Origin of the sequence: Streptomyces musisoli, from assembly GCF_016741855.1 — a bacterium.
GTDB lineage: Bacteria > Actinomycetota > Actinomycetes > Streptomycetales > Streptomycetaceae > Streptomyces > Streptomyces musisoli.
In genome coordinates, this window is sequence record NZ_JAERRH010000012.1 from 162,007 (window position 1) to 186,503 (window position 24,497).

At 72.1% G+C, this 24,497-nt stretch carries 26 protein-coding genes; 12 read left to right on the forward strand and 14 right to left on the reverse strand.

The window, feature by feature from the left end; translation table 11 throughout:
- Positions 1-14 precede the first annotated feature (14 nt).
- The 3 genes from JK361_RS42160 to JK361_RS27940 all read right to left on the reverse strand — a co-directional run bounded on the left by JK361_RS42160 (position 15) and on the right by JK361_RS27940 (position 3,705).
- Entirely contained in the window at positions 15-2,744 is a 2,730-nt protein-coding gene (locus JK361_RS42160) for a VMAP-C domain-containing protein (protein ID WP_268983170.1), read from the reverse strand.
- A complete protein-coding gene (locus JK361_RS27935) occupies positions 2,741-3,130 on the reverse strand; it encodes a CU044_2847 family protein (protein ID WP_201822948.1) in 390 nt (129 codons plus the stop codon). Before JK361_RS27935 ends, JK361_RS42160 begins: the two co-directional genes overlap by 4 nt.
- A gap of 395 nt (positions 3,131-3,525) precedes the next feature.
- Positions 3,526-3,705 carry a DUF6104 family protein gene (locus JK361_RS27940; RefSeq protein ID WP_003992906.1) on the reverse strand — a complete coding sequence of 60 codons (180 nt, stop codon included), beginning with the start codon at positions 3,703-3,705 and terminating at the stop codon, positions 3,526-3,528.
- Between the two features lie 285 nt (positions 3,706-3,990).
- Between JK361_RS27940 and JK361_RS27945 the strand changes: the two genes are divergently transcribed.
- Both JK361_RS27945 and JK361_RS27950 read left to right on the forward strand, forming a co-directional pair.
- Positions 3,991-5,043, forward strand: coding sequence for a DUF4097 family beta strand repeat-containing protein (locus tag JK361_RS27945; protein WP_201822950.1), 1,053 nt, complete (start codon positions 3,991-3,993; stop codon positions 5,041-5,043).
- Position 5,044: 1 nt separating this feature from the next.
- Positions 5,045-6,106, forward strand: a complete 1,062-nt coding sequence (locus JK361_RS27950) for a PadR family transcriptional regulator (RefSeq protein WP_201822952.1) — start codon at positions 5,045-5,047, stop codon at positions 6,104-6,106.
- A gap of 264 nt (positions 6,107-6,370) precedes the next feature.
- Here the strand turns inward: JK361_RS27950 and JK361_RS27955 are convergent, their stop codons facing one another.
- The 4 genes from JK361_RS27955 to JK361_RS27970 form a co-directional block, all read right to left on the reverse strand.
- Positions 6,371-6,934, reverse strand: a complete 564-nt coding sequence (locus tag JK361_RS27955) for a Clp protease N-terminal domain-containing protein (protein ID WP_201822954.1) — start codon at positions 6,932-6,934, stop codon at positions 6,371-6,373.
- Complete coding sequence (locus JK361_RS27960) at positions 6,934-7,143, reverse strand: helix-turn-helix domain-containing protein (RefSeq protein WP_095748016.1); 210 nt, start codon at positions 7,141-7,143, stop codon at positions 6,934-6,936. The genes JK361_RS27955 and JK361_RS27960 overlap by 1 nt, the downstream gene beginning before the upstream one ends.
- A 118-nt stretch (positions 7,144-7,261) precedes the next feature.
- Entirely contained in the window at positions 7,262-8,227 is a 966-nt protein-coding gene (locus tag JK361_RS27965) for a zinc-binding dehydrogenase (RefSeq protein ID WP_201822957.1), read from the reverse strand.
- Positions 8,228-8,471: 244 nt separating this feature from the next.
- A complete protein-coding gene (locus JK361_RS27970) occupies positions 8,472-9,695 on the reverse strand; it encodes an NAD(P)-dependent malic enzyme (RefSeq protein WP_201822960.1) in 1,224 nt (407 codons plus the stop codon).
- Positions 9,696-10,241: 546 nt separating this feature from the next.
- On the opposite strand from JK361_RS27970, the gene JK361_RS27975 reads away from it, so the two are divergent.
- The 3 genes from JK361_RS27975 to JK361_RS27985 are packed head-to-tail and all read left to right on the forward strand — an operon-like array spanning position 10,242 to position 12,981.
- Complete coding sequence (locus JK361_RS27975) at positions 10,242-11,201, forward strand: ABC transporter substrate-binding protein (protein WP_201822963.1); 960 nt, start codon at positions 10,242-10,244, stop codon at positions 11,199-11,201.
- A 38-nt stretch (positions 11,202-11,239) separates the two neighbouring features.
- Positions 11,240-12,178, forward strand: coding sequence for an amino acid ABC transporter permease (locus JK361_RS27980; protein ID WP_201822966.1), 939 nt, complete (start codon positions 11,240-11,242; stop codon positions 12,176-12,178).
- The gene (locus tag JK361_RS27985) at positions 12,175-12,981 is read left to right on the forward strand and encodes an amino acid ABC transporter ATP-binding protein (protein WP_307787330.1); all 807 of its coding nucleotides are present in this window, start codon (positions 12,175-12,177) and stop codon (positions 12,979-12,981) included. The genes JK361_RS27980 and JK361_RS27985 overlap by 4 nt, the downstream gene beginning before the upstream one ends.
- A gap of 137 nt (positions 12,982-13,118) precedes the next feature.
- On the opposite strand, the gene JK361_RS27990 is transcribed toward JK361_RS27985, so the two are convergent.
- On the reverse strand, positions 13,119-13,877 hold the full coding sequence (locus tag JK361_RS27990; protein ID WP_201822969.1) for a class I SAM-dependent methyltransferase: 759 nt from the start codon (positions 13,875-13,877) through the stop codon (positions 13,119-13,121).
- 99 nt (positions 13,878-13,976) lie between these two features.
- Here JK361_RS27990 and JK361_RS27995 point away from each other — a divergent pair, with 99 nt between their 5' ends.
- Entirely contained in the window at positions 13,977-14,606 is a 630-nt protein-coding gene (locus tag JK361_RS27995) for a CGNR zinc finger domain-containing protein (protein WP_201822972.1), read from the forward strand.
- Here JK361_RS27995 and sodX read toward each other — a convergent pair.
- Entirely contained in the window at positions 14,510-14,944 is a 435-nt protein-coding gene (gene sodX, locus JK361_RS28000; protein WP_201823140.1) for a nickel-type superoxide dismutase maturation protease, read from the reverse strand. The genes JK361_RS27995 and sodX overlap by 97 nt on opposite strands.
- Positions 14,945-15,089: 145 nt before the next feature.
- Here sodX and sodN point away from each other — a divergent pair, with 145 nt between their 5' ends.
- The 4 genes from sodN to JK361_RS28020 all read left to right on the forward strand — a co-directional run bounded on the left by sodN (position 15,090) and on the right by JK361_RS28020 (position 17,284).
- On the forward strand, positions 15,090-15,485 hold the full coding sequence (gene sodN / locus JK361_RS28005; RefSeq protein ID WP_201822975.1) for a superoxide dismutase, Ni: 396 nt from the start codon (positions 15,090-15,092) through the stop codon (positions 15,483-15,485).
- Between the two features lie 192 nt (positions 15,486-15,677).
- Positions 15,678-16,031 carry a helix-turn-helix transcriptional regulator gene (locus JK361_RS28010; RefSeq protein WP_201823143.1) on the forward strand — a complete coding sequence of 118 codons (354 nt, stop codon included), beginning with the start codon at positions 15,678-15,680 and terminating at the stop codon, positions 16,029-16,031.
- 34 nt (positions 16,032-16,065) lie between these two features.
- Entirely contained in the window at positions 16,066-16,482 is a 417-nt protein-coding gene (locus tag JK361_RS28015) for a VOC family protein (protein ID WP_201822978.1), read from the forward strand.
- A gap of 43 nt (positions 16,483-16,525) precedes the next feature.
- Positions 16,526-17,284: a VOC family protein gene (locus JK361_RS28020; RefSeq protein ID WP_201822981.1), complete on the forward strand. Its 759-nt coding sequence runs from the start codon at positions 16,526-16,528 to the stop codon at positions 17,282-17,284.
- An 11-nt stretch (positions 17,285-17,295) separates the two neighbouring features.
- On the opposite strand, the gene JK361_RS28025 is transcribed toward JK361_RS28020, so the two are convergent.
- The 4 genes from JK361_RS28025 to JK361_RS28040 form a co-directional block, all read right to left on the reverse strand.
- Positions 17,296-17,628: a DUF952 domain-containing protein gene (locus tag JK361_RS28025; protein ID WP_201822984.1), complete on the reverse strand. Its 333-nt coding sequence runs from the start codon at positions 17,626-17,628 to the stop codon at positions 17,296-17,298.
- 31 nt (positions 17,629-17,659) lie between these two features.
- Positions 17,660-18,067, reverse strand: a complete 408-nt coding sequence (locus JK361_RS28030; protein ID WP_201823151.1) for an LITAF-like zinc ribbon domain-containing protein — start codon at positions 18,065-18,067, stop codon at positions 17,660-17,662.
- A gap of 228 nt (positions 18,068-18,295) precedes the next feature.
- Positions 18,296-19,438 carry a family 2 encapsulin nanocompartment cargo protein polyprenyl transferase gene (locus tag JK361_RS28035; protein ID WP_201822987.1) on the reverse strand — a complete coding sequence of 381 codons (1,143 nt, stop codon included), beginning with the start codon at positions 19,436-19,438 and terminating at the stop codon, positions 18,296-18,298.
- A 112-nt stretch (positions 19,439-19,550) separates the two neighbouring features.
- On the reverse strand, positions 19,551-20,957 hold the full coding sequence (locus JK361_RS28040) for a family 2B encapsulin nanocompartment shell protein (protein WP_201822990.1): 1,407 nt from the start codon (positions 20,955-20,957) through the stop codon (positions 19,551-19,553).
- 296 nt (positions 20,958-21,253) lie between these two features.
- On the opposite strand from JK361_RS28040, the gene JK361_RS28045 reads away from it, so the two are divergent.
- Both JK361_RS28045 and JK361_RS28050 read left to right on the forward strand, forming a co-directional pair.
- Complete coding sequence (locus tag JK361_RS28045; RefSeq protein ID WP_201822993.1) at positions 21,254-21,847, forward strand: N-acetylmuramoyl-L-alanine amidase; 594 nt, start codon at positions 21,254-21,256, stop codon at positions 21,845-21,847.
- A gap of 86 nt (positions 21,848-21,933) precedes the next feature.
- The gene (locus JK361_RS28050; protein WP_307787331.1) at positions 21,934-22,857 is read left to right on the forward strand and encodes a 1-aminocyclopropane-1-carboxylate deaminase/D-cysteine desulfhydrase; all 924 of its coding nucleotides are present in this window, start codon (positions 21,934-21,936) and stop codon (positions 22,855-22,857) included.
- On the opposite strand, the gene JK361_RS28055 is transcribed toward JK361_RS28050, so the two are convergent.
- Positions 22,854-24,437, reverse strand: a complete 1,584-nt coding sequence (locus tag JK361_RS28055; RefSeq protein WP_201822999.1) for a Na+/H+ antiporter — start codon at positions 24,435-24,437, stop codon at positions 22,854-22,856. The two genes, JK361_RS28050 and JK361_RS28055, sit on opposite strands and share 4 nt — an antisense overlap.
- Positions 24,438-24,497 lie beyond the last annotated feature (60 nt).

Genomic DNA, 24,497 nt, shown 5'->3' on the forward strand with positions numbered 1-24,497 from the left:
GGCGCACCGGCGGGTCAGCCGCCGGGCGCGGCCAGGGGCGGCGGCCGCATGCTCTCCGTCCCGTACGGCGGCCGGTCCGGCGGGTCGAACAGCACGGCGATCTTCCCGCGCAGGCCGTGCGCCCGGGCGGTGTCCGGGTCGGCCAGCCGGATGCGCAGGTCACGCACCGGGCCGTGCAGCCCCTCGGCGTGTCCGCCGAGCCCGAGCAGCACGGCGGCCTGCCGGTGGAAGTCCCCGCACTCGTCGTGATCATGCCGGTCGCGGCGCCACACCACCACCGAGTGCCCGGAGCGCAGCGCGTCGCGCATCGCCGCGTAGCCCTCGCCGCTGCCGACGGGGCCGCAGTAGACGGGCACGGACGCGTCGCTCAGCGCCGTCAGGGGGCCGTAGTAGGGGTACTTGCCCCCGGCCGGGGCCCCCGGCGGATGCCCCTCGCCGGGGGGCCGCCCGTGGAGGGGCGCGTGCGTCAGCGGACCGCGCAGGACGCCCTTCCAGCGCCGGCGCCACTCCGGGGAGGGCGGCAGGCCGTTGCGCCGGATCTCCCGGAGGACGACGGTGCGCCGCATCCCGAGCGGCATGGCCCGCTCGTCCACGAAGTCGTCGTCCTCGTCGTCCGCACCGGCCCAGGCGTCGTCCGGCACGTCGGGCAGCAACTGCCAGTCGTCCACCGGGAGATCGAACAGCTTGCGGGGCAGGAAGACCTCGACCGCGGCGAGGTGCTCCCCGTGGTCGGCCTGGCTCAGCGCCCGGGCCAGCGGCTCCCGCAGCACTTCCGCCAGCTCCTCGGCCCGCGCACCCCGGTCGTCCGCGTCGACCGGGGTGACGTCCTGACCGTCGTAGATCAGCTGGACGCTCCATGGATGCCGGCCGTAGGTGGCGGGGCCGACCCTCACGAGGACGTCGGTACGGGTGCCGGAGGAGGGGGCGGGGACGGGCCATGCCGCGCGGCTCCCTTCCGGGGCGGACGCGGGCGCCGGTTCCGGGGTCGGCGCGGGCGACGCATGCGGGGCTGGCGCGGGCGACGCTTGCGGGGCGGCGACGCCGGGGGCGTCGGGGGCGTCGGCGACCGCGGGCGCAAGGGGGGCCGGCGGGGACCCTGCCGGGAGCGGCACTGCGGCGGGAACGGCCGAAGCGGCGGGAGCGGCGGGAGCGGCGGGAGCGGCGGGCAAGGGTGTACCGGTGTGCTGGGCCGGGGGATGCGCTTCGACGGAGCCGACCGCGAAGACGCTGTCCAGGCGGTCCATCTCGGCCGGCGCGTCGGGGGTATCCGTCGGCGACGGCGCCTCGGCGGCTCCGACCGCGGACAGCACGTCGGGGGACCCCGTCGGCGGCGGTGCTCCGGCCGGCCCTGCCGGCGACAGGACGTCGACCGCCCCGTTCGGCGCCGGTGCCGCGTCGGACCGGCCGCCGGACGGTGCAGCGGAAGGGCCGCCAGGCGGTGCAGCGGAGGGGCTGCCGGACGGTACAGCGGAAGGGGCGCCGGACGGTGCGGCGGAAGGGACGCCGGACGGTGCGGCGGAAGGGGCGCCGGGCGGGGTGGGCGGGCCGTCGGCACCCTCCGCCCCGCCGGTCCCCTCCAGCAGTGCGCGGATGGCTTCGCCGACCGCCCAGTGCCGGTGGCCTGCGGCCTGCCCGGCGATCCAGTCGGTGAACGCCCGCACCCGCGCCGGGTCCACCGCTCCGGCGTGTTCCCGGAGGGCCCTGCGGGCGACCCGGGCCGCGTACAGCAGTACGGCGTCGAGGTCGACCAGCGTTCCGCCGCCGCCCGGCTCCAGCGTGCGCAGGCCGTGGAGCAGTCCGGCGCCCTCGCGCCAGGTCCGCACGTTCCGCAGCACCAGCGAGGGCAGACGTTCGCCGCGGACCTGCTCCTTGACGTCCTCCACGAGGTGGACGACCTCGCCGGCCCCGGCCGGGGGCGGCAGCTGTGCGAGATGGCCGTACAGACGGGTGCGCAACTCGGCGGTGATCCCGGAGACGGTGGGCGCGTGACCGGACAGCGCGGCCTGGACCGCGGTCCAGTGCGGGTACGGCGACGGGGTGTCGAGGAGGCTCGCGTGATGCAGGTCGTGCGCGCGCAGCACCTCACGCACCACGCGCCCCGACTCGCGCGAGTCCAGCAGTTCGTACAGCGCGGTGACCGGAACGGCGACGCCCTCCTCCCGCCGGCGCCCCTTGATCACGCCGATGACGGAGCCGTGCCGCAGGTCGAGCACCGGCCCGCCGGACAGTCCGCCGATCGGCAGGCTCCCGGCGAGCAGCAGGGCTCGCGCGTCGGAACCGGCGAGTTCACCGGTTCCGTGCCTTATACCCAGCTCGCCGGTCTGCACCGACCAGCCGTACAGCCCGAGGGAGGCCCGCGGGCCCGCTTCCCGGTCGCCGAGCCACAGGCAGCGGACCTCGTCGGCGCCGGCCACCCGGACGAGCGCGAGGTCGGGGAACGGCCAGGGATCGCGCGCCGGGCCCGCACCCTCGGGCCGGGGCACGACGACGGCGGCCGTCCCGGTGCCGCTGCGCGGCTCCCAGGCGCCGACGGCGGTGCGCTCCTGCCAGGTCACGCTCAGGGCGTTCTCCCCTCGGCACACCGCGGCTCCCCCCTTCCCCACGACGTGGGCGCAGGTCAACAGCCAGCCCGGGGCTATGAAGAACCCCGACCCCCAGTACGCGTCACGGTCCGTTGCATACCCGTCACCCGGTGCGCCGATGCGTGCGAGGGAGGGGCGCACCATCTCGTCGAAGGCGCTCATGCGGCGCCGGGTGCCGGGGACCGCGGCGCCACGACTCCGCCACCCGACGCCGCGGGATCCGCGCCGTCCGCCACGGTGGCCGGCTCGGTCCAGGTCAGGGACACGGTGAGGGAGGACCTGCCGCCGCCCTCCGCGATGGCGCTCACGATCTTGCCCGACTGCGCCGTCAGTTCGATGCCGAAGCTGACGGAGACCTCGACGGGGGCCGGTGTGTCCAGACCGGCGCGCAGGGAGCGCACGACACCGCCGACGGTGCCGGCCAGTCCCTCCGCCATGTCGATGACGCGGCCGCCGAGTCCGGTGTCCCAGTAGCCGCCGTCGTCCAGCGCCTCCTCGTCGGCCGCGCCGATCCTGGCCCAGACGACGGTTCCGTCGTCCAGGCGCACACGTTCGACTCCTCCGGCCATGACGCCCCCGTTCGTCGATGGGAGGAGAAGGCTAACCCCCGGGAAGGAAGAGGGGGAGGGGAAGTCGAGAGCCGGTGAACGATACGGCCGATGATCGCCCCCGAAGCCGCGGACGTGGCCGTGTCACCACGGTCCTCCCGCACTTCCGCACTCCCGCACCCACCCACCCACCCGTGGCGCTCGTGGCCCTCGCGGCACTCCTGCGCTCATGGCCTACGCGGCACTCGCGGCACTTCTGCGCTCACGGCGTACGCGGCACTCGCGACTCTCGTGGCGGTCGTGCGCCCCGCGGTGTGCGTGCATCTCGTGGCGTTCGGGCGCGTCCCATCGCTTTCGCGCGTCCCGCGACGCGCGCGGCTCTCGCCGTCCCGCCCCTACTCGTCGTCCTCGTCGTCGAGCCGCGCGAGCCAGGTGGCGAGCCGCTCCACGGGTACCTCGAAGTCGGGGTTCAGATCCACGAACGTGCGCAACTGCTCGGCAAGCCACTCGAAGGTGACCTCCTCCTCGCCGCGCCGCTTCTCCAACTCCTCGATACCGCGGTCGGTGAAGTACATAGGGGTTACGTCTCCTGCGTTCACGTCCAGCCTGGAAATGTCTCCCACCAGCCTATGCGCCCCGGCCGGGTCGCCGGCCCGGGAGACCCCGCGCGGTTCGGGCCACCGCTCCCGCGCACGCCTCCCCCGCGCCGGCGCTTCCCCCCTCACACCACCCCCGGCGCTCCGCGCGCTGGAGGTCCGCGGACACGACCGCCTTGACTTCCCGTGACCGCGATATATCGTGTTTACCCAGAGGACGCGATATGGCGTGTCGCGAGACCGTGCCCCGGCCGAGGAGGTCCCATGTCCGAGTGGTCCGTCACCGAACCCCGGAAACTGACGTTCGACACCCCCGTGCGCGACCTCCAGGTCCGCATCGTCAACGGCACGGTGAACGTCGTGGGCACGGACGAGGGTCCCGCACGGCTGGAGGTCTCGGAGCTGGACGGCCCGCCCCTGGTGGTGACCCGTAGCGGCACCACCCTCACCGTGGCCTACGACGACCTGCCCTGGAAGGGCTTCCTCAAGTGGCTCGACCGCAAGGGCTGGCGGCGCAGCGCGGTCGTCTCCCTTGCGGTCCCGGCCGGCACCCGCGTGGAGGTGGGCGTGGTCGGCGCGGGCGCGGTCGTCTCGGGCATCCGCGGCCCCGCGGTGATCAAGGGCGTGACCGGCGACACCACGCTGGTCGGCCTCTCGGGCCCGGTCCGCGCGGACACCGTCTCCGGGAACCTGGAGGCGCAGGCGGTCACCGGTGACCTGAGGTTCCACTCGGTCTCGGGGGACCTGACGGTCGTCGAGGGCTCCGGGCCCTCCGTGCGCGCCGACACCGTCAGCGGCTCCATGATCGTCGACCTGGACCCGGACGGTCCCACGGACATCGGCCTCACCAGCGTCTCCGGCGAGATCGCCATCCGTCTGCCGCACCCGGCGGACGCCGAGGTGGAGGCGAACACCGCGAGCGGCACGATCTCCAACGCCTTCGACGGACTGCGGGTGCACGGCCAGTGGGGCGCTCACAAGATCACCGGCCGCCTGGGCGCGGGCACGGGCCGACTCCGGGCCACCACGGTCTCCGGCTCGATCGCCCTGCTGCGCCGCCCGCCCCGAGACGACGAGGACAGGACCCCCTGGGTCACCGAGCCCCCACGAACCCCCGACGACACCGACACGAGCGGCACGAGCGGCACCGACACGAGCGGCACTGGCACAGCCGGCACCGACACGACCGGCACACGCACCGCACCCCACCCGGCCGACCGTTCCCCGGCCGCCCCGGGAGACAATTCCGTCTCCGGCCAGGACGCCGGCGCCACCGGCGCCCCGGCCGACGGCACGACCGACAAGAAGGTGCTCTGACATGGCCCCCGTCTTCGCCCACGGCCGCCTCCGCCTCTACCTGCTCAAGCTGCTCGACGAGGCCCCGCGCCACGGCTACGAGGTGATCAGGCTCCTGGAGGAACGCTTCCAGGGGCTGTACGCCCCCTCGGCGGGCACGGTCTACCCCCGCCTGGCCAAGCTGGAGGCGGAGGGCCTGGTCCGGCACACCACCGAGGGCGGCCGCAAGGTGTACGCCATCACGGACGCGGGCCGAGCCGAACTGGCCGACCGCAGCGGCGAGCTGGCCGACCTGGAGCTGGAGATCCGCGAGTCGGTCGCGGAACTGGCCGCCGAGATAAGGGCCGACGTGCGCGGCGCGGCCGGCGACCTGCGCCGCGAGATGCGCGCCGCCGCCTCCGAGGCCCGCCGTGGCACCAAGGCACCCGGGGGCGAGACGCCCTACGGGGAGTACGGCGAGATGAACGACAAGGAGGCGTGGAAGGCCGCCAAGGAGGAGATGCGCCGCGTCAAGCAGGAGTGGAAGGAGCAGGCGCGGCGCGCCAAGGACGAGAGCCGCCGGGCCCGCGAGGAGGCCCAGCGGGCCAGGCGCCAGGCGCAGGAGGCGCAGGCGCGGGCGCGGGCCCAGGCCCAGGAAGAGGTGCAGCGCATCGCCCGCCGGGTCCAGGACCGGGTCCAGGACCACTTCAGCCGCGGCGACTGGCCGACCGGCGTCCGCGAGGGCCTGACCGAGCTGGCCAAGGAGTTCGGCGAGTTCGGGAAGGACCACGGCAAGGAATTCGGCTGGGACTGGGGCTTCGGCCGCCCCGCCGAAGGAGCGGCGAAGTCCGCGCCCGCCGCGGAACCGCACTACACCTCCGCCAAGGAGGACTTCCCCGCCGAGTACGAGCCCTCCTGGGCGCACGAGGACTCCACCGGCGACCCGGCCCGTGACCTCGACCGCCTCCTGGACCGCTTCCGCGACGACATCCGCGACGCGGCCCGCGACCACGGCGTCACCCCCACCCAGCTCAGCGAGGCCCGCCACCACCTGTCCACAGCAGCGTCCCGCATCGCGGCCCTGCTCCACACCCCGCCCCGCTGACCCCCACTCGACCGCCCCCGGGCTGACCGGGCTGACGGACCGGCCGGACTGACTGGACTGGCCGGAGTGACCGGACTGACGGACTGACCGGACTGACCGGACTGAAGGAACCAACCCGACTGAAGGAAACCAAAGCGACCACGCGCCCCGGCCCGAAACCCCCCAGACCAGCCCTCCAGCCCTCCAGACAATCGATCCGGGTGGGCGGGCAGACCCCCGGGGCCCGGAGGAAACTCCCAGGGCCCGGGGGCAGCCCCGGGTAACTCACCCCCGAGCCGGGCGGACGGGCGGGCAAACCCTCGTCACCGCCTCGAACGTCACCCCATGGTCGGCCAGCACCTCCCCCGCCACCCCCGGCAGCACCGTAAACGCCAGCAACAGGTGCTCATCCCCGATGTGCCGGTCACGCCGAGCGAGAGCGACCCGCAGGGCCCGCTCCAGCACATCCTTCGCAGCCCGGCCGAAGTTGGGCCGCCGCCCGCCCCACCAACGCCTGTCCCCACGGTCGCCGGACATCGCCCCGACGCCGTGCACCTCCTCCACCCGTGCCACGATCTGCGCGACATCGATACCCAGCCCCGCCAGCGCGTCCGCCTCGGCCCGGGTGATGCCGGCGCGCCGCCTCGCCTCCCGCAGGGCGTCCCGCACCACCTCCCGGCGCTCCGCGAGCCCCAACACGGCCAGTGCGAAGGACCCCCGGCTCCCCTCACGGTCGAGGAGCGCGAGCAGCAGATGCTCGGCGTCGACGGTCCCCGCCCCGCCCTGCTCCGCGTACCCCCACGCCCCTTCGACCACCGCCCGGGCGTCCTTCGTGAACCGCTCGAACATCAATGCCTCCCGTACTTCTTGTGCACGGCCTGCCTGCTGACGCCCAGCTCCGCGGCGATCTCCTGCCACGACCAGCCCTGATTGCGCGCACTGCGCACCTGCACAGCCTCCAGCTGTTCCAGCAGCCGGCGCAGCGCGGCCACGGCCCGCAGCCCGATGCGCGGATCGCGGTCACCGGCACGCTCGGCGAGATCGGTTGCCTCACTCATACTGTCAATCTAGGTTGACAGCCCCTCCGTTGTCAACCGAGGTTGACGCGCGGGATGCGCGAAAGGCGGGTCCGGCACCCCGGACCCGCCTGTAGACAACTCAGCTCGCGCGCAGCCGTCAGGAGTTGGTCAGTACGATCTTCCCGAACTGTTCGCCGGACGCCAGCCGTTCGAAGCCCTCACGGGCCCGGTCCAGCGGCAGCTCCTCGTCGATGACGGGCCGCACGCCGGTCGCGGCGCAGAAGGACAGCAGGTCCTCCAGCTCGTCCTTGGTGCCCATCGTGGAGCCGACCACCTTCAGCTCGAGGAAGAAGATCCTCGTCAGCTCGGCGTGCGAGGGCCGGTCCCCGCTGGTGGCGCCGGAGATGACGAGCGTGCCGCCGGGCCGCAGGGACTTCACCGAGTGCGACCAGGTGGCGGCCCCCACGGTCTCGATGACGGCGTCCACCCGCTGCGGCAGCCGCGCGCCGGGCTCCACGGCCTCCACCGCCCCCAGCTCCAGGGCCCGCTTCCGCTTCGCCTCGTCCCGGCTGGTGGCGAATACACGCAGCCCGGCCGCCTTGCCGAGGATGATCGCGGCCGTGGCGACACCGCCGCCCGCGCCCTGCACGAGGACCGAGTCGCCGGGTCGTACCCCCGCGTTGGTGAACAGCATCCGGTACGCCGTCAGCCAGGCCGTCGGCAGACAGGCCGCCTCGGCGAAGGACAGTTCCTTCGGCTTGGGCAGGACGTTCCAGGTCGGCACGGCGACCTGCTCGGCGAAGGTGCCCTGATAGCGCTCGGTGAGGATCGAGCGCGGCTCGCCGGGGCCGACGCCGTGGCCGGTCTGCCCGATGACGGAATGCAGGACGACCTCGTTGCCGTCCACGTCGATGCCGGCGGCGTCGCAGCCGAGGATCATCGGCAGCCGGTCCTCCGGCAGGCCGACGCCCCGCAGGGACCAGAGGTCGTGGTGGTTGAGGGAAGCGGCCCGTACCGTGACGGTGCTCCAGCCGGGACGGGCCTCGGGAGCCGGACGCTCCCCCAACTCGAGGCCGGTGAGCGGCTGGTCGCGGTCGATTCGGGCGGCGTAGACAGCGAACATGCTGCCGACGATAGGTGCGCCGTGCAGCCGGCGGAACTACACGGGGCTGTGACACATGCCCTCTTGCGTGACGGCACCCGTGCAGCGCAGCCCGGCACCGACGAACCCGGCCGGCACCTCCGCGGCACCCGCCCGAACGAGCCGGGGGTGACCGGGGAGCCGGGGTGACCGCGTGACCGCGTGACCGCGTGGCCGGGTAGAGAAAATGGCCCCGCCCGGAGGGGCGGGGCCATTCGGTGCAGCGTCAGCGACGAGCGACACCCTCGGCACGAGCGGCGGCGGCCACCGCCGCGGTCACGGCCGGGGCGACCCGCTCGTCGAAGGGCGAGGGAATGACGTAGTCGGCGGCGAGGTCGTCCCCGACCACCGCGGCCAGCGCCTCCGCCGCCGCGATCTTCATCCCCTCCGTGATCCGCGAGGCCCGCACCTGGAGCGCGCCCGCGAAGATCCCGGGGAAGGCCAGCACGTTGTTGATCTGGTTCGGGAAGTCCGAGCGCCCGGTGGCGACGACCGCCGCGTACTTGTGCGCGACGTCCGGGTGCACCTCGGGGTTCGGGTTGGCCATGGCGAACACGAAGGCGCCCTCGGCCATGGTGGCCACGGCCTCCTCCGCGACCGTACCGCCGGAGACGCCGATGAAGACGTCCGCGCCCGCGAGGGCGTCCTCCAGCGAGCCGGTGAGGCCGGCCTTGTTGGTGAATCCGGCCAGCTCGCGCTTGACCGGGGTGAGGTCGTCCCGGTCGGCCGACACGACGCCCTTGCGGTCGGCCACCGCGACGTCCCCGATGCCGGCCTCGACCAGCATCTTGGCGATGGCGACACCGGCCGCGCCGGCACCCGAGATGACGGCCCGCAGCTGCCCGATCTCGCGTCCGCTCAGCCGGGCCGCATTGCGCAGCGCGGCGAGCGTCACGACGGCCGTACCGTGCTGGTCGTCGTGGAAGACCGGGATGTCCAGGCGCTCCTGGAGCCGGCGCTCGATCTCGAAGCACCGGGGCGCCGAGATGTCCTCCAGGTTCACTCCGCCGAACGAGGGAGCGAGCCGGACCACGGTCTCGACGATGTCGTCGACGTCCGTGCAGTCGAGCGCGATCGGCACCGCGTCGACGCCGCCGAACTGCTTGAACAGGATCGCCTTGCCCTCCATCACGGGGAGGGAGGCCTGGGGACCGATGTCCCCGAGCCCGAGCACGGCCGTACCGTCGGTCACGACGGCGACCACGGACGACTTCCACGTGTAGTCGTTGACCAGTTCCGGCTGTTCCGCGATCGCGGTGCACACGCGCGCCACACCGGGCGTGTACGCGAGGGAAAGGTCGTCCTTGTCGCGGACCGGCACGGTGGCCTGCACGGCCATCTTGCCGCCGCGGTGCAGCGCGAACACCGGATCGAAGGAATCGAGGGGCTCGGCCCCGCCGTCCTGGTCCGTTTTGCTGTCGCTGCGAGGATTGACGATCTCCGCTGCCACTTTGTCTTACCCCTTAGGTATGCATGGTTTGAGGGTCGACCACTCCTGGTGAGGGGTGGGCGGGCACCGCGTACGGCCTGATTGCTGATACGTGCGAGGCCATACGCGACGGGCGCGCCGCACACGCGCCCTGAGCCCCGGATGAGGGGTGTAAAGAACCTTCTTACCGGACGGACGGTGCCCGCGACGAGTCCATTAGGTCCAAGGTCACATCCAGGAACCGGAAGGCGACGCGGAGGTGACGTACGGCCGACGGGCCGGAATGGCGTGAAAACACACAAGCCCGGCTGATCACATCGTGAGACACGCTGAAGATTTTCCGGCCGGAGTGCTTGATTCCCGCAGATGATCCGGCGGCTATGGACCAAGGATGTACCGACCTGATGCGGTTCGGGGGTCACCCGTTATCCGATTTTGACATTTCGACTCCCCTGAATGGCGCAGTCCGAATGGCAAGATGCCGTAAACCCACGAGGTCGCGACACCCGAAGGTGTGTGTTTCCGTCGACCCATCGGCAACTCTTCCCATCCGCCGGAGGAACCACGATGACCGCAAGCTCCACCCGTCGTACCACCGCCGCGCGCTCCCGTCTGGCCGCGGTCGGTGCGATCGCGGTCGCAGGCGCCCTGCTGCTCACCGGCTGCGGTGATCAGACCAAGGAAAAGGACAACGACTCCGGCAGCGCGTCCACCATCAGCGCCCCGCTCGCCGACAAGCTCCCCCAGGACATCCGCAACAAGGGCAAGATCCGCGTCGGCTCGGACATCGCGTACGCGCCGGTCGAGTACAAGGACTCCGCGGGCAAGGTCGTCGGCCTGGACCCCGACCTGGCGGACGCCCTCGGCAAGCAGCTCGGCGTGACGTTCGACTTCCAGAACGGCACCTTCGACGGCCTGCTCACCGGTCTGCGCTCGGACCGCTACGACATGGCGATGTCGGCGATGACGGACAACAAGAACCGTCAGGAGGGCGTCGACCCGGACAGCGGCAAGAAGGTCGGCGAGGGCGTCGACTTCGTCGACTACCTGACCGCCGGCGTCTCGATCTACACCCGCAAGGGCGACACCAAGGGCATCAAGGCCTGGGACGACCTGTGCGGCAAGAAGCTGGCCGTCCAGCGCGGCACCACCTCGGAGGACCTGGCCAAGCAGCAGGCCAAGAAGTGTCCGAGCGGCAAGAAGCTCGCCATCGAGCCCTTCGACGACAACCAGCAGGCCCAGACCCGGCTGCGCTCGGGCGGTGCGGACGCCGTGTCCGCCGACTTCCCGGTCGCCGCGTACGCGGTGAAGACCTCGGGCGGCGGCAAGGACTTCGAGATCGTCGGCGAGCAGGTCGAGGCGGCCCCGTACGGCATCGCCGTCGCCAAGGGCGACACCCAGCTGCGGGACGCGCTCCAGGCCGCGATGGACGCGATCATCGCCAACGGCGAGTACCAGAAGATCCTCGAGAAGTGGGGCGCGCAGGACGGCGCCCTCAAGAAGTCCGTGATCAACGGCGGCAAGTGACCGCGACCGGCAGAAGCGGCCACTGAGAGGCACTACCCGTGACTGACATAGACAAGACGGCGGAACCGGCGGACACGCCCGTGGCCGGCGCCGAGGCCATCAAGGCCATCCCGGTGCGGCACTACGGACGCTACGTCGCCGCCGTCATCGCGATCGCGATCCTCGTCGCGATCATCTACGCGTTCGGCCAGGGCAAGATCAACTGGAACGCGGTACCGGACTACTTCTTCGACGACCGGATCATGACCGGCGTCAGCAAGACCCTCCTGCTGACGGTCCTGTCGATGCTGATCGGCATCGTCGGCGGCATCCTGCTGGCGGTGATGCGGCTGTCGAAGAACCCGGTGACCTCGTCGATCGCCTGGTTCTACATCTGGTTCTTCCGCGGCACCCCGGTCCTGGTCCAGCTGTTCCTCTGGTTCAACCTGGGCCTGGTCTTCGAGTACATCAACCTGATGCCGTTCTACAAGGACTACTGGTCGAACTTCATGACGCCGCTGCTGACGGCGTTGCTCGGCCTGGGCCTGAACGAGGCGGCGTACATGGCGGAGATCTGCCGGGCCGGCCTCCTCGCGGTGGACGAGGGCCAGACCGAGGCGGCCCACGCCCTCGGCATGAGCCACAGCAAGACGCTGCGCCGGGTGGTCATCCCGCAGGCGATGCGCGTGATCGTGCCGCCGACGGGCAACGAAGTGATCAACATGCTGAAGACGACCTCGCTCGTGGCGGCCGTCCAGTATCCCGAGCTGTTCCGCTACGCCCAGGACATCGGCCAGAACTCCGGTGCCCCGGTGGAGATGTACTTCCTCGCCGCGGCCTGGTACCTGATCATGACCTCGGTGCTGAGCGTGGGCCAGTACTACATCGAGCGCTACTACGCCCGCGGCTCCAGCCGCCAGCTGCCGCCCACGCCGTGGCAGAAGGTGAAGGCCAACATGCTGTCGCTGGGCCGCCCGAAGGGAGCGGTGGGCGCATGACCGACAAGCTGAGCAAGACGCAGGACGCCCCGGCCAAGGGCACCGTCCCGATGGTCAGGGCGCAGGGCGTGCACAAGTCCTTCGGCCACGTCGAGGTGCTCAAGGGCATCGACCTGGAGGTGAAGCCGGGCGAGGTGTTCTGCCTCATCGGCCCCTCCGGTTCCGGCAAGTCGACCTTCCTGCGGTGCATCAACCACCTGGAGAAGATCAACGCCGGGCGGCTGTACGTCGACGGCGAGCTGGTCGGCTACCGCCAGCAGGGCGACAAGCTGTACGAGCTGCGCGACCGCGAGGTCGCCATGAAGCGCCGCGACATCGGCATGGTCTTCCAGCGCTTCAACCTGTTCCCCCACATGACGGCTCTGGAGAACGTCATGGAGGCGCCGGTGCAGGTGAAGGGCGCGAGCAGGTCGCAGGCCAAGGAACGCGCCATGCAGCTGCTGGACCGGGTGGGCCTGGGCGACCGGGCCGGGCACTACCCCTCGCAGCTCTCCGGCGGCCAGCAGCAGCGCGTGGCGATCGCCCGGGCCCTGGCGATGGACCCGAAGCTGATGCTGTTCGACGAGCCGACCTCGGCCCTGGACCCGGAGCTGGTCGGTGACGTCCTGGACGTCATGCGGGACCTCGCCGAGTCCGGCATGACCATGGTCGTCGTCACCCATGAGATGGGCTTCGCCCGCGAGGTGGGCGACAGCCTGGTCTTCATGGACGGCGGTGTGGTGGTCGAGTCCGGCAACCCGAGGGACGTCCTGACCAACCCGCAGCACGAGCGGACGCAGTCGTTCCTGTCGAAGGTGCTGTAGCGCTCCGCGGGTAGCGCCGGCACCGGGCCGCCGGTGGCCGGGGGCGCGGTTCGCGCGCCCCTCCGGGGGCGCGGACATGCGGGAGGGGCGGTACGAGAGTTCTCGTACCGCCCCTCCCGCATGTCCGGACCAGGGCTCTACTTCACGGCGAGCACCAGGCTGTCCGACGGCGACGCCCACACCGTCCGGGCCTCACCGAATCCCCGCGCCAGCAGCGTGCGCGCATGCCACCCCGCCGACGGCGCGTCACCGTCGGCGTGCTCGCCGTAGATCTCGAAGCGGCGGGCGGTCGGCTCGGCGAGGACCGGGTCCTGGGCCGCCAGCTGCCACCACTCGGCCCAGTCCAGGGCGCCCTCCCGTTTGGCCTGATCCATGCGGGCGTGGCGCCGGGCGCGCTCCCCCGCGTTGATCCGGGGCGTGGTCTCGTCGATCATGTGGTCCGCGTTCATGAAGACGCCGCCGTCGCGGACCAGCTCCGCGACCTGACCGTAGAGGGCCGCGAGGGGTTCGGTGTGCAGCCAGTGCAGGGCCGTGGCGGTCAGGACGGCGTCGTAGGAGTCGTACGGCAGCCGCGTCCGCCAGTCCGGGTCCGTGAGGTCGGCGGTGACGAGGGAGACCCGGTCGTCGCCCTCGAAGGTGCCGTGCGCGATGGCGAGCAGCGCCGGGTCGAGGTCGACTCCGGTGCTGGTGGCCTCGGGGAAGCGGCGGAGCAGCCGGGCGGTGATGCTGCCGGTGCCGCATGCCAGGTCGAGCACGCGCGGGGCCGTGCCGACGAGCGCCTCGACCAGGTCGAGCATGACCGCGAAACGTTCCTCGCGGTCCGGCATGTACCACTCCTGCTGCCGGTCCCAGCTCTCCTGCCAGGCCGCCCAGTCAGTTCCGGCACTCGTGGTCATGGAACACCGCCCCTCTCGATCCGCGTAATACCCTGGAAGCACGACCGGCTGTTACCCGACCGCAGACATGACGATAAGACGCGCTCGTAAGGACTACAAGTGGAACTGGCCTATTACTCGGATTACGCCGTCCGTCTCGTCAACAGCGAGGAACCGGCCCGGGGCAAGGACGCCCTGACCACGGTCGAGGCCGTCCGCGACCTGTTCGGCGTCAACGCGTCGGCCGCCCGCCGCGCCACCGACGCCGACGTCACACGCTTCCGCTCGGTCCGGGCGCGGCTGCGCGGGGTCTTCGAGGCCGCCGACCGGGGCGACGAGACCCTGGCCGTGGACCTGCTGAACTCACTCCTGCTGGAGTTCCCGGTCAGCCCGCAGATCTCCGGGCACGACTTCCGCGACGAGGACGGCCGCCCGCTCTGGCACATGCACCTGGCCGACCACCCCTCCAACGCCACCGCCGGCTACGCGGCCATCGCGGCGATGGGCCTCGCCTTCCACCTCACCGAGTACGGCGTCGACCGGCTCGGACTGTGCCAGGCGCCCCCCTGCCGCAACGCCTACCTGGACACCTCCACCAACCGCTCCCGGCGCTACTGCTCGGACCGCTGCGCCACCCGCGCCAATGTGGCCGCCTACCGGGCCCGCAAGCGCCTGGAGGCCGACCGGTCGGGCAGCAGCGGCCTCGCCGCCGAGAGCGCCCAGCGCAGCAGCGCGAGCGGCGAACGCTGACCGGCCCGGACCGGCCGGAACCGGAACCACGCCTTGCCGAGGATCAGTTCCTCGGGCACCACCCCGTAGTCCGTGCTGTCCCCGCCCGCGTAGGGGTTGTCCCCGAGCACCCACCAGCCGCCGTCGCGCCGCTCCACGGCCCGCTTGACCACCAGCAGGTCCTGCTGGAACGGATGGCGCAGGACCACCACGTCACCGGGCCTGACCGCACCCCCGTAGCGCACCAGCAGCTGGTCCCCGTGGTGCAGCGTGGGCACCATGGACGGGCCCGTCACCTCGGCCAGCCCGAAGGGCGCCGCCGCCCTTCCCCGCTCGGTCTCCTGCGACAGCTCCGGCATCTCCGGCACCTCCCCGGTCCGTTCCTCCACCAGTCTCAGTCTCACCCTGGACTTTTGTCCTAAGCCCTAGGGGGCAGCCGAGAAATCGCCTTCCTCAGGGAGTAATGTCGCACCTGAGAAGACGATCACGAGGAAGGAATGCTCCATGCTTTCCCGCCTGTTTGCCCCCAAGGTCAAGGTCAGCGCCCACTGCGACCTGCCCTGCGGCGTGTACGACCCGGCCCAGGCCCGCATCGAGGCGGAGTCGGTGAAGGCCGTCCAGGAGAAGATGGCCGGCAACGACGACCCCCACTTCCAGGCGCGCGCCACTGTCATCAAGGAGCAGCGCGCGGAGCTTGCCAAGCACCACGTCTCCGTCCTGTGGAGCGACTACTTCAAGCCCCCGCACTTCGAGAAGTACCCGGAGCTGCACCAGCTGGTCAACGACACCCTGAAGGCCCTCTCGGCCGCCAAGGCGTCCACCGACCCGGCGACGGGCCAGAAGGCTCTGGACTACATCGAGCAGATCGCCAAGATCTTCTGGGAGACCAAGCAGGCCTGACCGGCCGGCCTTCCGTTTGGCCTCTGCCCGCACCCGGCTCCGCGGGTCGCCGTCCACGGCGTCCACGCGGGCCGGGTGCGGTCGTTCTCGCCCCGGCCCGGACCGCAGGGCTCCCGCCGTGCGCCCCTGTGCGAAGCTGGGCGGGTGACCCCCCTGGAGGATCTGAGACGGCTGCGGCGCGTACGGGACCGCATGGACCGCGAGTACGCCGAGCCGCTCGACATGACCGCCCTGGCCCGTGACGCGCTGATGTCGCCGGGCCACTTCCAGCGCAGCTTCCGCAAGGCGTTCGGCGAGACGCCGTACAGCTATCTGATGACCCGCCGGATCGAGCGGGCCAAGGCACTGCTGCGCCGGGGCGATCTCACCGTCACCGAGGTGTGCCTCGCCGTGGGCTGTACCTCGCTCGGTTCCTTCAGCTCCCGCTTCACCGAGCTGGTCGGCGAGACGCCGAGCGCCTACCGGGCCCGCGACCACGAGGAGAGCGCGGTGATCCCGTCCTGCGTGGCCCGCAGGCTGACCCGGCCGCGGCGCCGCCTTTACTGAGGCGGGGCGTGTCCGCCGGCTCTAGGGTGAGTCCATGGACGTGAAACTCTCGCAGTGTTTCATCGCGGTGGACGACCACGACAAGGCCATCGCCTTCTACCGCGATGTGCTCGGTCTGGAGATCCGCAACGACGTGGGCTTCGAGGGGATGCGCTGGGTGACCCTCGGCTCCCCGCTCCAGCCGGACGTGGAGGTCGTCCTGGAGCCGCCGGACGCGAGCCCGGACGCCTCCCCCGCGGACAAGCAGGCGCTCAACGAACTCCTGGCCAAGGGCCTGCTGCGCGGGGTCATCTTCACCACCCCCGACTGCGACGCGCTGTACGAGCGGGTGCGCGAGTCCGGCGCGGACGTCCTCCAGGAGCCGACGGACCAGGCCTACGGGGTGCGCGACTGCGCCTTCAGGGACCCGGCCGGCAACCAGCTCCGCTTCATCGAGCGTCCCACGCGGTGAATCACCCGGCACCGCCCGGGAGTTCGCACCTACACTCCCGACCGTGATCATTCGCTGGACGTACGCCTTCATCGACCGCCCCGCCGCACGCCTCGCCGAGGCGTGCGCCTTCTGGACGGCCGCGACCGGTACCGGGCTGTCCGAATTCCGTGGCGGCGACGACGAGTTCGTGACCCTGCTGCCCGAGGGGACGGACCCGCACCTGAAGGTCCAGGGCGTCCGCGAGGGGGACGGCGGCGCCCACATCGACCTGTGCACCGAGGACGTACGGGAGCTGACCGCGCTCGCCCGCCGGCTCGGCGCCGATCTCGTGGCGGACCACGGCGACTGGGCCGTGCTGCGCTCGCCGGCGGGCCAGTCGTTCTGCGCGGTGCCCTGGCACGGGGAGACGGTACGGCCGCCGGTGGTGTCCGGCAGCCGTCTGGACCAGGTGTGCCTGGACATCCCGCCGTCCCGGTACGACGCCGAGCGCGCCTTCTGGGCCGGGCTGACCGGGTGGCGGCAACAGGCGGGATCGCGACCGGAGTTCACCGTGCTGCTGCCGCCGACGGGCTTTCCCGTCCGGCTGCTGCTCCAGCGGCTCGACGGGGAACGCCCGGCCTCCGCCCATCTCGACCTGGCCTGCGCCGGCATCTCCGCCGTCCGCGCACGGCACGAGGAGCTGGGTGCCGTCCTGGTGGGCGAGGGCGCCCACTGGGCGGTGATGCGTGACCCGGCCGGCGGCACGTACTGCCTGACCGGCCGCGATCCGGAGACGGGCGGTCTGCCCGGCGGCAGCGGTCAGGGCGCCGTCGCCGGGTAGGCCCCGCCCCTCTACCCCCAGGGCTCCACGTCCACCACGGCCTCGACCGGCAGGGGGCCGTACACGTGCGGGAACTCCTCCCCGCCCGGCTCGGCGGACTCGTACCGCACCGGCGCCCCGACCCGGGCCGGGTCCACCACCAGGACGACCAGTTCGTCCGGCCCGTCGTAGCCGCCGTAGAGGAAGTCGGCGACGCGCGGGAGCTGCTCACGGGTGGAGAAGTGGATGAAGCCCTCCTCCTGGAGGGTGCGGCCCCGGGTGGACAGCTCGTAGGCGCCGCGCTCGCGGGCCGCCTCCCACCGGGAACGCTCGGTGATGTGCAGGATGTACGGCAGTTTCGGCATGCGCCCACGCTACGGCGTTCCGCCGGCCCGCTCAGAGGGCGCTGTTCCCCGCGCCGGCCGCCGAGGGACCCTCCGGACCGCTGTCGCCCGACCGGGCCTCCGGACCGCTGTCGCCCGACCGGGCCTCCGGACCGCTGTCGCCCGACCGGGCCCGCACGTCGGCGGAGCGGCCGGGGTCGGCGGAGCGGGAGTCGCCGGGCCGACCGGCTTCGGCGGACCGAGCGGTTTCGGCGGGGCGGCCGGTTTTTGCGGGGCGGCCGGTTCTTGCGGGGCGGCCGGTTTCGGCGGGCCGTTCGGGGGCGGCGGAGGCGGCGCAGCCGGGGTTGCGGCACGGGCCCGGGGCCCACAGCGGCACCCAGGCGCCCAGGGTCTTGTGCCGCTTGACGACTGTTTGGACCGGCTGTCCGCAGACGGGACAGACGGGTTGGTCGCTGCCCATGCCTTCAGGGTAGAGCGGCGGAGACGTCAGCGCTTCCTGCCGTACGTCCGCACCAGGGCGCCGTTGCCGAAGGTGCGCAGGGAGGCCAGGGTACGGGCACGGCGACAGCCCCGCACACGGTGGGATGTGCGGGGACCGCCTGACCGGAGCCCCCGGCGGCCGCGCGGGGTCAGGAGCCGCGCGGGTCCGGGGACTCCGGGTTCTTCCCGGCCGCCGGTCCGGCGGCCCTCAGCTGGTGCGCCGGGTGACGAACTCGGCGAGCGCCAGCAGTCCGCCCGCCGCATCGGGATCGGGCACCGCCCGGGCCAGCTCCTGCATGGCCTGCGCCATCCGGTCGGCCGCCTCGGCCTGCGCCCAGTCCCGGCCGCCGGCGCGCTCCACCGCCAGCGCCGTACGGGCGATCTCCTCGGCCCCCGCCCCGTCCTGCGGGTACGGCTTCCCGTACAGCTCGGCGAGTTCGGCCGCCGCCGGGGCGCCGGAAGTGAGCGCCGCCACCACTGGCAGGGACTTCTTGCGGGCGGCGAGATCCGCGCCGGCCGGCTTGCCGGTGCGTCGCGGGTCGCCCCATATGCCGATGACGTCGTCGATCAGCTGGAAGGCGAGCCCGGCCTGGCGGCCGAAGCCGTCCAACGCGGCCACGTCCTCCTCGCTCGCGCCCGCGTAGAGCGCGCCGAGCGCACAGGCACAGCCCAGCAGGGCGCCCGTCTTGGCCTCCGCCATGGCGAACACCTCGTCCAGGGTGACCGCGTCCGGCGCTCGCCGCTCCAGGTCGGTGTCCACGTGCTGCCCCTCGCACAGCTCCACGACACAGGCCGCGAGCCGGGCCGCGGCCGGGGCGGAGGCCGGGTGCGGGTCGTCGGCTAGCAGCCGCAGGGCCAGCGCCTGGAGGGCGTCCCCGGCGAGGATCGCGTCCGGTACCCCGAAGACGCTCCAGGCTGTCGGCCGGTGCCGACGGCTGGTGTCCCGGTCCATCACGTCGTCGTGCAACAGCGTGAAGTTGTGCACCAGTTCGACCGCCACCGCCGCCCGGACCGCGGCCGTCCGGGCCGCAGGCCCGCCGAGCGCGGCCGCAGCCGCCAGCACGAGCGCCGGCCGTATGGCCTTGCCCGCGTTGCCCGCCGCAGGCGTGCCGTCGGCTTGCTCCCAGCCGAAGTGGTAGAGCCCGACCCGGCGCATGGCGCCGGGCAGCGACTCGATGGCCGCCCGCAGCTCCGGGTCGACCAGGGCCCGGGTGCGCTCCAGTTGTGCCGCCGCCTCCTGCCCGTCGAGCGGACCGGCGACGGCCCCGGCCCCCTCGTGCGGCTCCCCCGCCGTGCCGGCACGCGGCACACCGGGGGAACGCTCGTCGGTCTCCGTCATGAACTCGGCCATGCCTCCCCCTCGCCAGGTCCGCGAGGGCCGGCGTCACCGGCCCGGCCGGACGCATACCCCGAGGGCCTACCCGCCACGACGGGCGGAGACACGGCCGCGACGTGCGGAAACGTCACCTCCACCGGCCGATCTCGACGTTCTCCAGCACACCGAGCGCGTCCGGCACCAGGACGGCGGCCGAGTAGTACGCCGTCACCAGGTACTTGATGATGGCCTGCTCGTTGATGCCCATGAAGCGGACGGACAGGCTCGGCTCGATCTCGTCCGGGATGCCGGACTGCCTGAGGCCGATGACGCCCTGCTCGGACTCGCCGGTACGCATGGCGATGATCGAGGTCGTACGGGCCTCACTGATCGGGATCTTGTTGCACGGGTAGATCGGCACCCCGCGCCAGGTGGGGATGCGGTTGCCGGAGATGTCGATCGTCTCGGGCACCAGCCCCCGCTTGTTCAGCTCACGCCCGATCGCGGCGATCGCGCGCGGGTGGGCCAGGAGCAGCTTGGTGCCCCGGCGGCGACTGAGCAGCTCGTCCAGGTCGTCCGGGCTGGGCACGCCGTCGTGCGGCTGGATCCGCTGGTCGTACTCGCAGTTGCTGAGCAGACCGAACTCCGGGTTGTTGACCAGCTCGTGCTCCTGGCGCTCCTTCAGCGCCTCGACCGTGAGCCGCAACTGCTGCTCGGTCTGGTTCATCGGCTGGTTGTAGAGGTCGGCGACGCGTGAGTGGATGCGCAGGACGGTCTGGGCGATGCTCAGTTCGTACTCGCGGGGCCGCGCCTCGTAGTCCACGAAGGTGTGCGGGATGTCGGGCTCGCCGGAGTGGCCGGCCGCCAGCTCGACCTCCTTCTCGCCGTACTTGTTGGTGCGCTGCTCGGGGATCGCGCGCAGCTGTTCGAGGTGCGCGCGCAGGGAGTCGGAGCGCTCCGCGACCTGCTCGAAGTCCTGGCGGGAGAGGATCAGCACCGTGCTCGCGGTGTCCGCACGGACGGTGTACTCCCAGATGGCCTCCGGGTCGAGCAGCGACTGGTCGCCGAAGTAGGCGCCGTCGGCGAGTACTCCGAGGACGGCGTCGTCGCCGTAGGGACCGGTGCCGATCTTCTCCACCCGGCCATGGGCGAGCAGATAGACCTCGTTCGTCTGGTTGCCGAAGTCGGCGATCACCTCGCCGGGCGCGAAGTCGCGCTGGCGGCAGCGCCGGGCCAGCTCCGTCAGCACCTCCTCGTCCTCGTACGACCGCAGGGCCGGGAGTTCGCCCAGTTCCGCCGGGATGACCTCCACCTGGTCCCCGGTCTTCACGAAGGTGATGCGGCCGTCGCCGACGGCGTAGGTCAGCCGCCTGTTCACGCGGTAGGTGCCGCCCTGGACGTCCACCCAGGGAAGCGTGCGCAGCAGCCAGCGGGAGCTGATCTCCTGCATCTGTGGAACGGACTTGGTGGTGGTGGCCAGGTTCCGCGCTGCCGCCGTCCCGAGGGACTGCTGCGGCTTGCCCTGATCCGTGCGGACCTCTTCGCCTACCGACATAAGGAAATGACCTCCCGTGTATGCCCGGTGCCGAACTTGCACCGGGCACCGGTCTCATGTCCGACCCTTCCAGCACGGTGCGTAGGCACGCCATTACCCGAAAGAGCGGGAATGGATCATCTGATTACCGGGCACAAAGAGGGACCTCATCCGACCTCGGCGGAATGCGCGTCCTGTCCTGATCGGCTCGCACAGCGTACGAACGATGTGTTCCGAGACGTCCGTTTTAGGTAGAAGCAGCCAGGACAGACGGCCGCGACCGGCGGCCGGACGGGCACGGCACGAAGGAGTCGGGCATGGCCTCACCCATGTCGGCGGACGGATTCCTGGACGCGCTTCGGGCGGAGGGCGTCACGGTCGTCGAGGTCGGCGACTGGCGGCAACACAACCGCAATCACAAGGGCCCCTGGGGCCCCGTCCACGGCGTGATGGTCCATCACACGGTGACCAGCGGCAGCGAGCGCACCGTGGCGCTGTGCCGGGCCGGCTTCCCGGACCTGCCGGGGCCGCTGTGCCACGGCGTGATCACCAAGGACGGCAAGGTCCATCTGATCGGCTACGGCCGCACCAACCACGCCGGGCTCGGCGACGACGAGGTGCTGCGCGCGGTGATCGCCGAGAAGGGGCTGCCGCTGGACAACGAGGCGAACACCGACGGCAACCGGCACTTCTACGGCTTCGAGTGCGAGAACCTCGGCGACGGGGAGGACCCGTGGCCGCAGGAGCAGCTGACCGCGATCCAACAGGTGGCCGCGGCGCTGTGCCGCCATCACGGCTGGACGGAACGGTCGGTCATCGGCCACCGGGAGTGGCAGCCGGGCAAGGTGGACCCTCGGGGGTTCACGATGTCGTGGCTGAGAGAACGGGTCGCCGAACGCCTGAAGGGATGACGGCGCCGGGGTGCGGACCGGGACGGACGTCGGCCGGGTGCGGCCGTGCCACTGCCCGGTTCCCCGCACCGGGCGACAATGAAGCCGTGACCAGCCCCGACCCGCTCGCTCCCAGCCTCCCCTCCCCCCTCCAGGAAATACGCGACGACCGTTTCCGCCGGCGCGGGCTGCGACTGCTGCTCAAGCGCGACGACCTGATCCACCCCGACCTCATCGGCAACAAGTGGCGCAAGCTGGTGCCGAACATCGCGGCGGCAGACGGCCGCGCCCTGGTCACCTTCGGCGGGGCCTACTCCAACCACCTGCGGGCCACCGCCGCCGCGGGCCGTCTGCTGGGCCTGGCGACCACGGGCGTGGTCCGCGGCCAGGAGCTGGCCGACCGCCCGCTCAACCCGTCCCTGGCCCGGTGCGCGGCCGACGGCATGCGACTGCACTTCATCGACAGATCGACATATCGCCGCAAGACCGAGCCGGACACCCTGGCCGGGATACTCCGCGCGGCCGGCGCCGCGGGGGCGTACGTCGTGCCCGAGGGCGGCAGCAACGCCGAGGCGGTGCGCGGCTGCCGCGCCCTCGGTGCGGAACTGCGCGGCCACGCGGACGTCGTCGCGGTCGCCTGCGGCACCGGCGGCACCCTGGCCGGCCTCGCCGCCGGGCTGGCGGCCGGCCAGCGGGCGCTCGGCATACCGGTACTGAAGGGCGGGTTCCTGGAGGCCGACGTACAGGCCTTGCAGGAACGTGCCTTCGGTGCCCGCGGCGGTACCTGGTCGCTGGACGACCGCTTCCATTGCGGCGGCTACGCCCGCACGACACCCGACCTGGACGCATTCGCACGGGACTTCGAGCAGCGGCACGGACTGCCCGTGGAGCGTCTCTATGTCGCCAAGTTGCTGCACGGACTCGTCACCCTCGCGGAGGAGGGCGCCTTCGCGCGCGGGACCACGATCGCGGCCGTCGTCACCGGACGTCCGTTCCCCGAGTCCCCCGACAGCCGCATCCCCGAGCGCTAACCGGCCTCCCTGAAGGCCGCCGCCTCCTCCAGGTCCAGCCGGCGCAGCAGGGCGCGCAGCATCTCGTCGTCGATGTAGCGCTGGTCACGGAGCCTGACGAAGACCTCGCGTTCGGCGCTGATCATCTCCCGGGACAGCCGGCGGTAGGTGTCGTCCACGGACTCGCCGGTGATCGGGTTGACCTGGCCGAGCCGTTCCCAGACGGCGTTGCGGCGGCGCTCCAGGACCGTGCGCAGCCGGTCGGCGAGCGGCGGCGGCAGGGCGTTGCGCTCGTCGGAGAGGAGTTCGTCGAGCCGGGCCTCGGCGGCCCGGGAGGCCTGCGCCTGGGCGTTGGCCTCGGCGAGCGTCTCGGCCTGCCGGTCGCGGGCGGGGAACTTCAGCAGCCGGATCAGCGGCGGCAGGGTCACACCCTGCACGACGAGCGTGCCGATGACGGTGGTGAAGGTCAGGAAGAGGATCAGGTTGCGGGGACCGTCGGCCATGGTCGACGGGATGGCGAAGGCGATGGCCAGGGACACGACACCGCGCATGCCGGCCCACGAGGTGACCATCGCGCCCCGCCAGGTGGGGTCCTGCTCGCGCTCCCGGACCCGCGCCGACAGCAGCCGGGGCAGGAAGGTGGCCGGGTAGACCCAGACGAACCGGGCCACGACGACGACCAGGAAGACGGCGACCGCGTACCACGCGGCGGAGATCCCCTCGTACTCGCCGAGCCGCTTCAGGACGATCGGCAGCTGGAGACCGATCAGGGCGAACACCGCGGATTCCAGCACGAAGGCGACCATCTTCCACACGGCCTCCTCCTGGAGCCTGGTGGCGAAGTCGACCTCCCACGCGCGATGGCCGAGATAGAGGGCGACGACCACGACGGCGAGCACGCCGGAGGCGTGCGCCTGCTCGGCGACCCCGTAGGCGACGAACGGGATCAGCAGCGATAGCGTGTTCTGGAGGAGGGGCTCGGTCAGATGCGTGCGCAGCCAGTGCAGGGGCGCCATCAGGACGAGACCGATCCCGACGCCGCCGATCGCGGCGAGCGCGAACTCGCCGATCCCTCCGGCCCAGGTGGCCCCCTCGCCGACGGCGGCGCCGAGCGCCACCTTGTAGGCGGTGATCGCCGTGGCGTCGTTCAGCAGCGACTCGCCCTGGAGGATGGTGGTGATCCGGGAGGGCAGCCCGACCCGGCGCGCGACCGCCGTGGCGGCCACCGCGTCCGGCGGCGCCACCACCGCGCCCAGCACCAGCGCGGCGGGCAGCGACAGCCCGGGAACGATCAGATAGGCGGCCCAGCCGACGACGAAGGTCGCGAAGAGCACGTAACCGACCGAGAGCAGCGCCACCGGCCGCAGCTGCGCCCGCAGGTCGAGGTAGGAGCTGTCGCTCGCCGAGGTGTACAGCAGCGGGGGCAGCAGCAGCGGAAGAACGACGTGCGGGTCGAGGGTGTACGACGGCACTCCGGGGATGTAGGAGACCGCGAGACCGACGGCGACCAGCAGCAGGGGCGCCGGCGCGGGGGTGCGCCTGGCCGCCGCGGCCACCGCCGCACTGCCCGCCACCAGCAACAGCAGGGGCATCACGTCCATGGTCCTCGCCCACCCTCTTTTTCCGCGCGGCCACCCGCACACCCGTCGTAATCTGGCAAT

Coding starts and splice junctions, on each gene's coding strand:
- JK361_RS42160 (WP_268983170.1), bottom strand. CDS start 2,744: ATGAGCGCCTTCGACGAGATGGTGCGCCCCTCCCTCGCACGCATCGGC.
- JK361_RS27940 (WP_003992906.1), bottom strand. CDS start 3,705: ATGTACTTCACCGACCGCGGTATCGAGGAGTTGGAGAAGCGGCGCGGC.
- JK361_RS27945 (WP_201822950.1), top strand. CDS start 3,991: ATGTCCGAGTGGTCCGTCACCGAACCCCGGAAACTGACGTTCGACACC.
- JK361_RS27950 (WP_201822952.1), top strand. CDS start 5,045: ATGGCCCCCGTCTTCGCCCACGGCCGCCTCCGCCTCTACCTGCTCAAG.
- JK361_RS27955 (WP_201822954.1), bottom strand. CDS start 6,934: ATGTTCGAGCGGTTCACGAAGGACGCCCGGGCGGTGGTCGAAGGGGCG.
- JK361_RS27960 (WP_095748016.1), bottom strand. CDS start 7,143: ATGAGTGAGGCAACCGATCTCGCCGAGCGTGCCGGTGACCGCGATCCG.
- JK361_RS27965 (WP_201822957.1), bottom strand. CDS start 8,227: ATGTTCGCTGTCTACGCCGCCCGAATCGACCGCGACCAGCCGCTCACC.
- JK361_RS27975 (WP_201822963.1), top strand. CDS start 10,242: ATGACCGCAAGCTCCACCCGTCGTACCACCGCCGCGCGCTCCCGTCTG.
- JK361_RS27985 (WP_307787330.1), top strand. CDS start 12,175: ATGACCGACAAGCTGAGCAAGACGCAGGACGCCCCGGCCAAGGGCACC.
- JK361_RS27990 (WP_201822969.1), bottom strand. CDS start 13,877: ATGACCACGAGTGCCGGAACTGACTGGGCGGCCTGGCAGGAGAGCTGG.
- sodX (WP_201823140.1), bottom strand. CDS start 14,944: ATGCCGGAGCTGTCGCAGGAGACCGAGCGGGGAAGGGCGGCGGCGCCC.
- sodN (WP_201822975.1), top strand. CDS start 15,090: ATGCTTTCCCGCCTGTTTGCCCCCAAGGTCAAGGTCAGCGCCCACTGC.
- JK361_RS28010 (WP_201823143.1), top strand. CDS start 15,678: ATGGACCGCGAGTACGCCGAGCCGCTCGACATGACCGCCCTGGCCCGT.
- JK361_RS28015 (WP_201822978.1), top strand. CDS start 16,066: ATGGACGTGAAACTCTCGCAGTGTTTCATCGCGGTGGACGACCACGAC.
- JK361_RS28025 (WP_201822984.1), bottom strand. CDS start 17,628: ATGCCGAAACTGCCGTACATCCTGCACATCACCGAGCGTTCCCGGTGG.
- JK361_RS28030 (WP_201823151.1), bottom strand. CDS start 18,067: ATGGGCAGCGACCAACCCGTCTGTCCCGTCTGCGGACAGCCGGTCCAA.
- JK361_RS28035 (WP_201822987.1), bottom strand. CDS start 19,438: ATGGCCGAGTTCATGACGGAGACCGACGAGCGTTCCCCCGGTGTGCCG.
- JK361_RS28040 (WP_201822990.1), bottom strand. CDS start 20,957: ATGTCGGTAGGCGAAGAGGTCCGCACGGATCAGGGCAAGCCGCAGCAG.
- JK361_RS28045 (WP_201822993.1), top strand. CDS start 21,254: ATGGCCTCACCCATGTCGGCGGACGGATTCCTGGACGCGCTTCGGGCG.
- JK361_RS28055 (WP_201822999.1), bottom strand. CDS start 24,437: ATGGACGTGATGCCCCTGCTGTTGCTGGTGGCGGGCAGTGCGGCGGTG.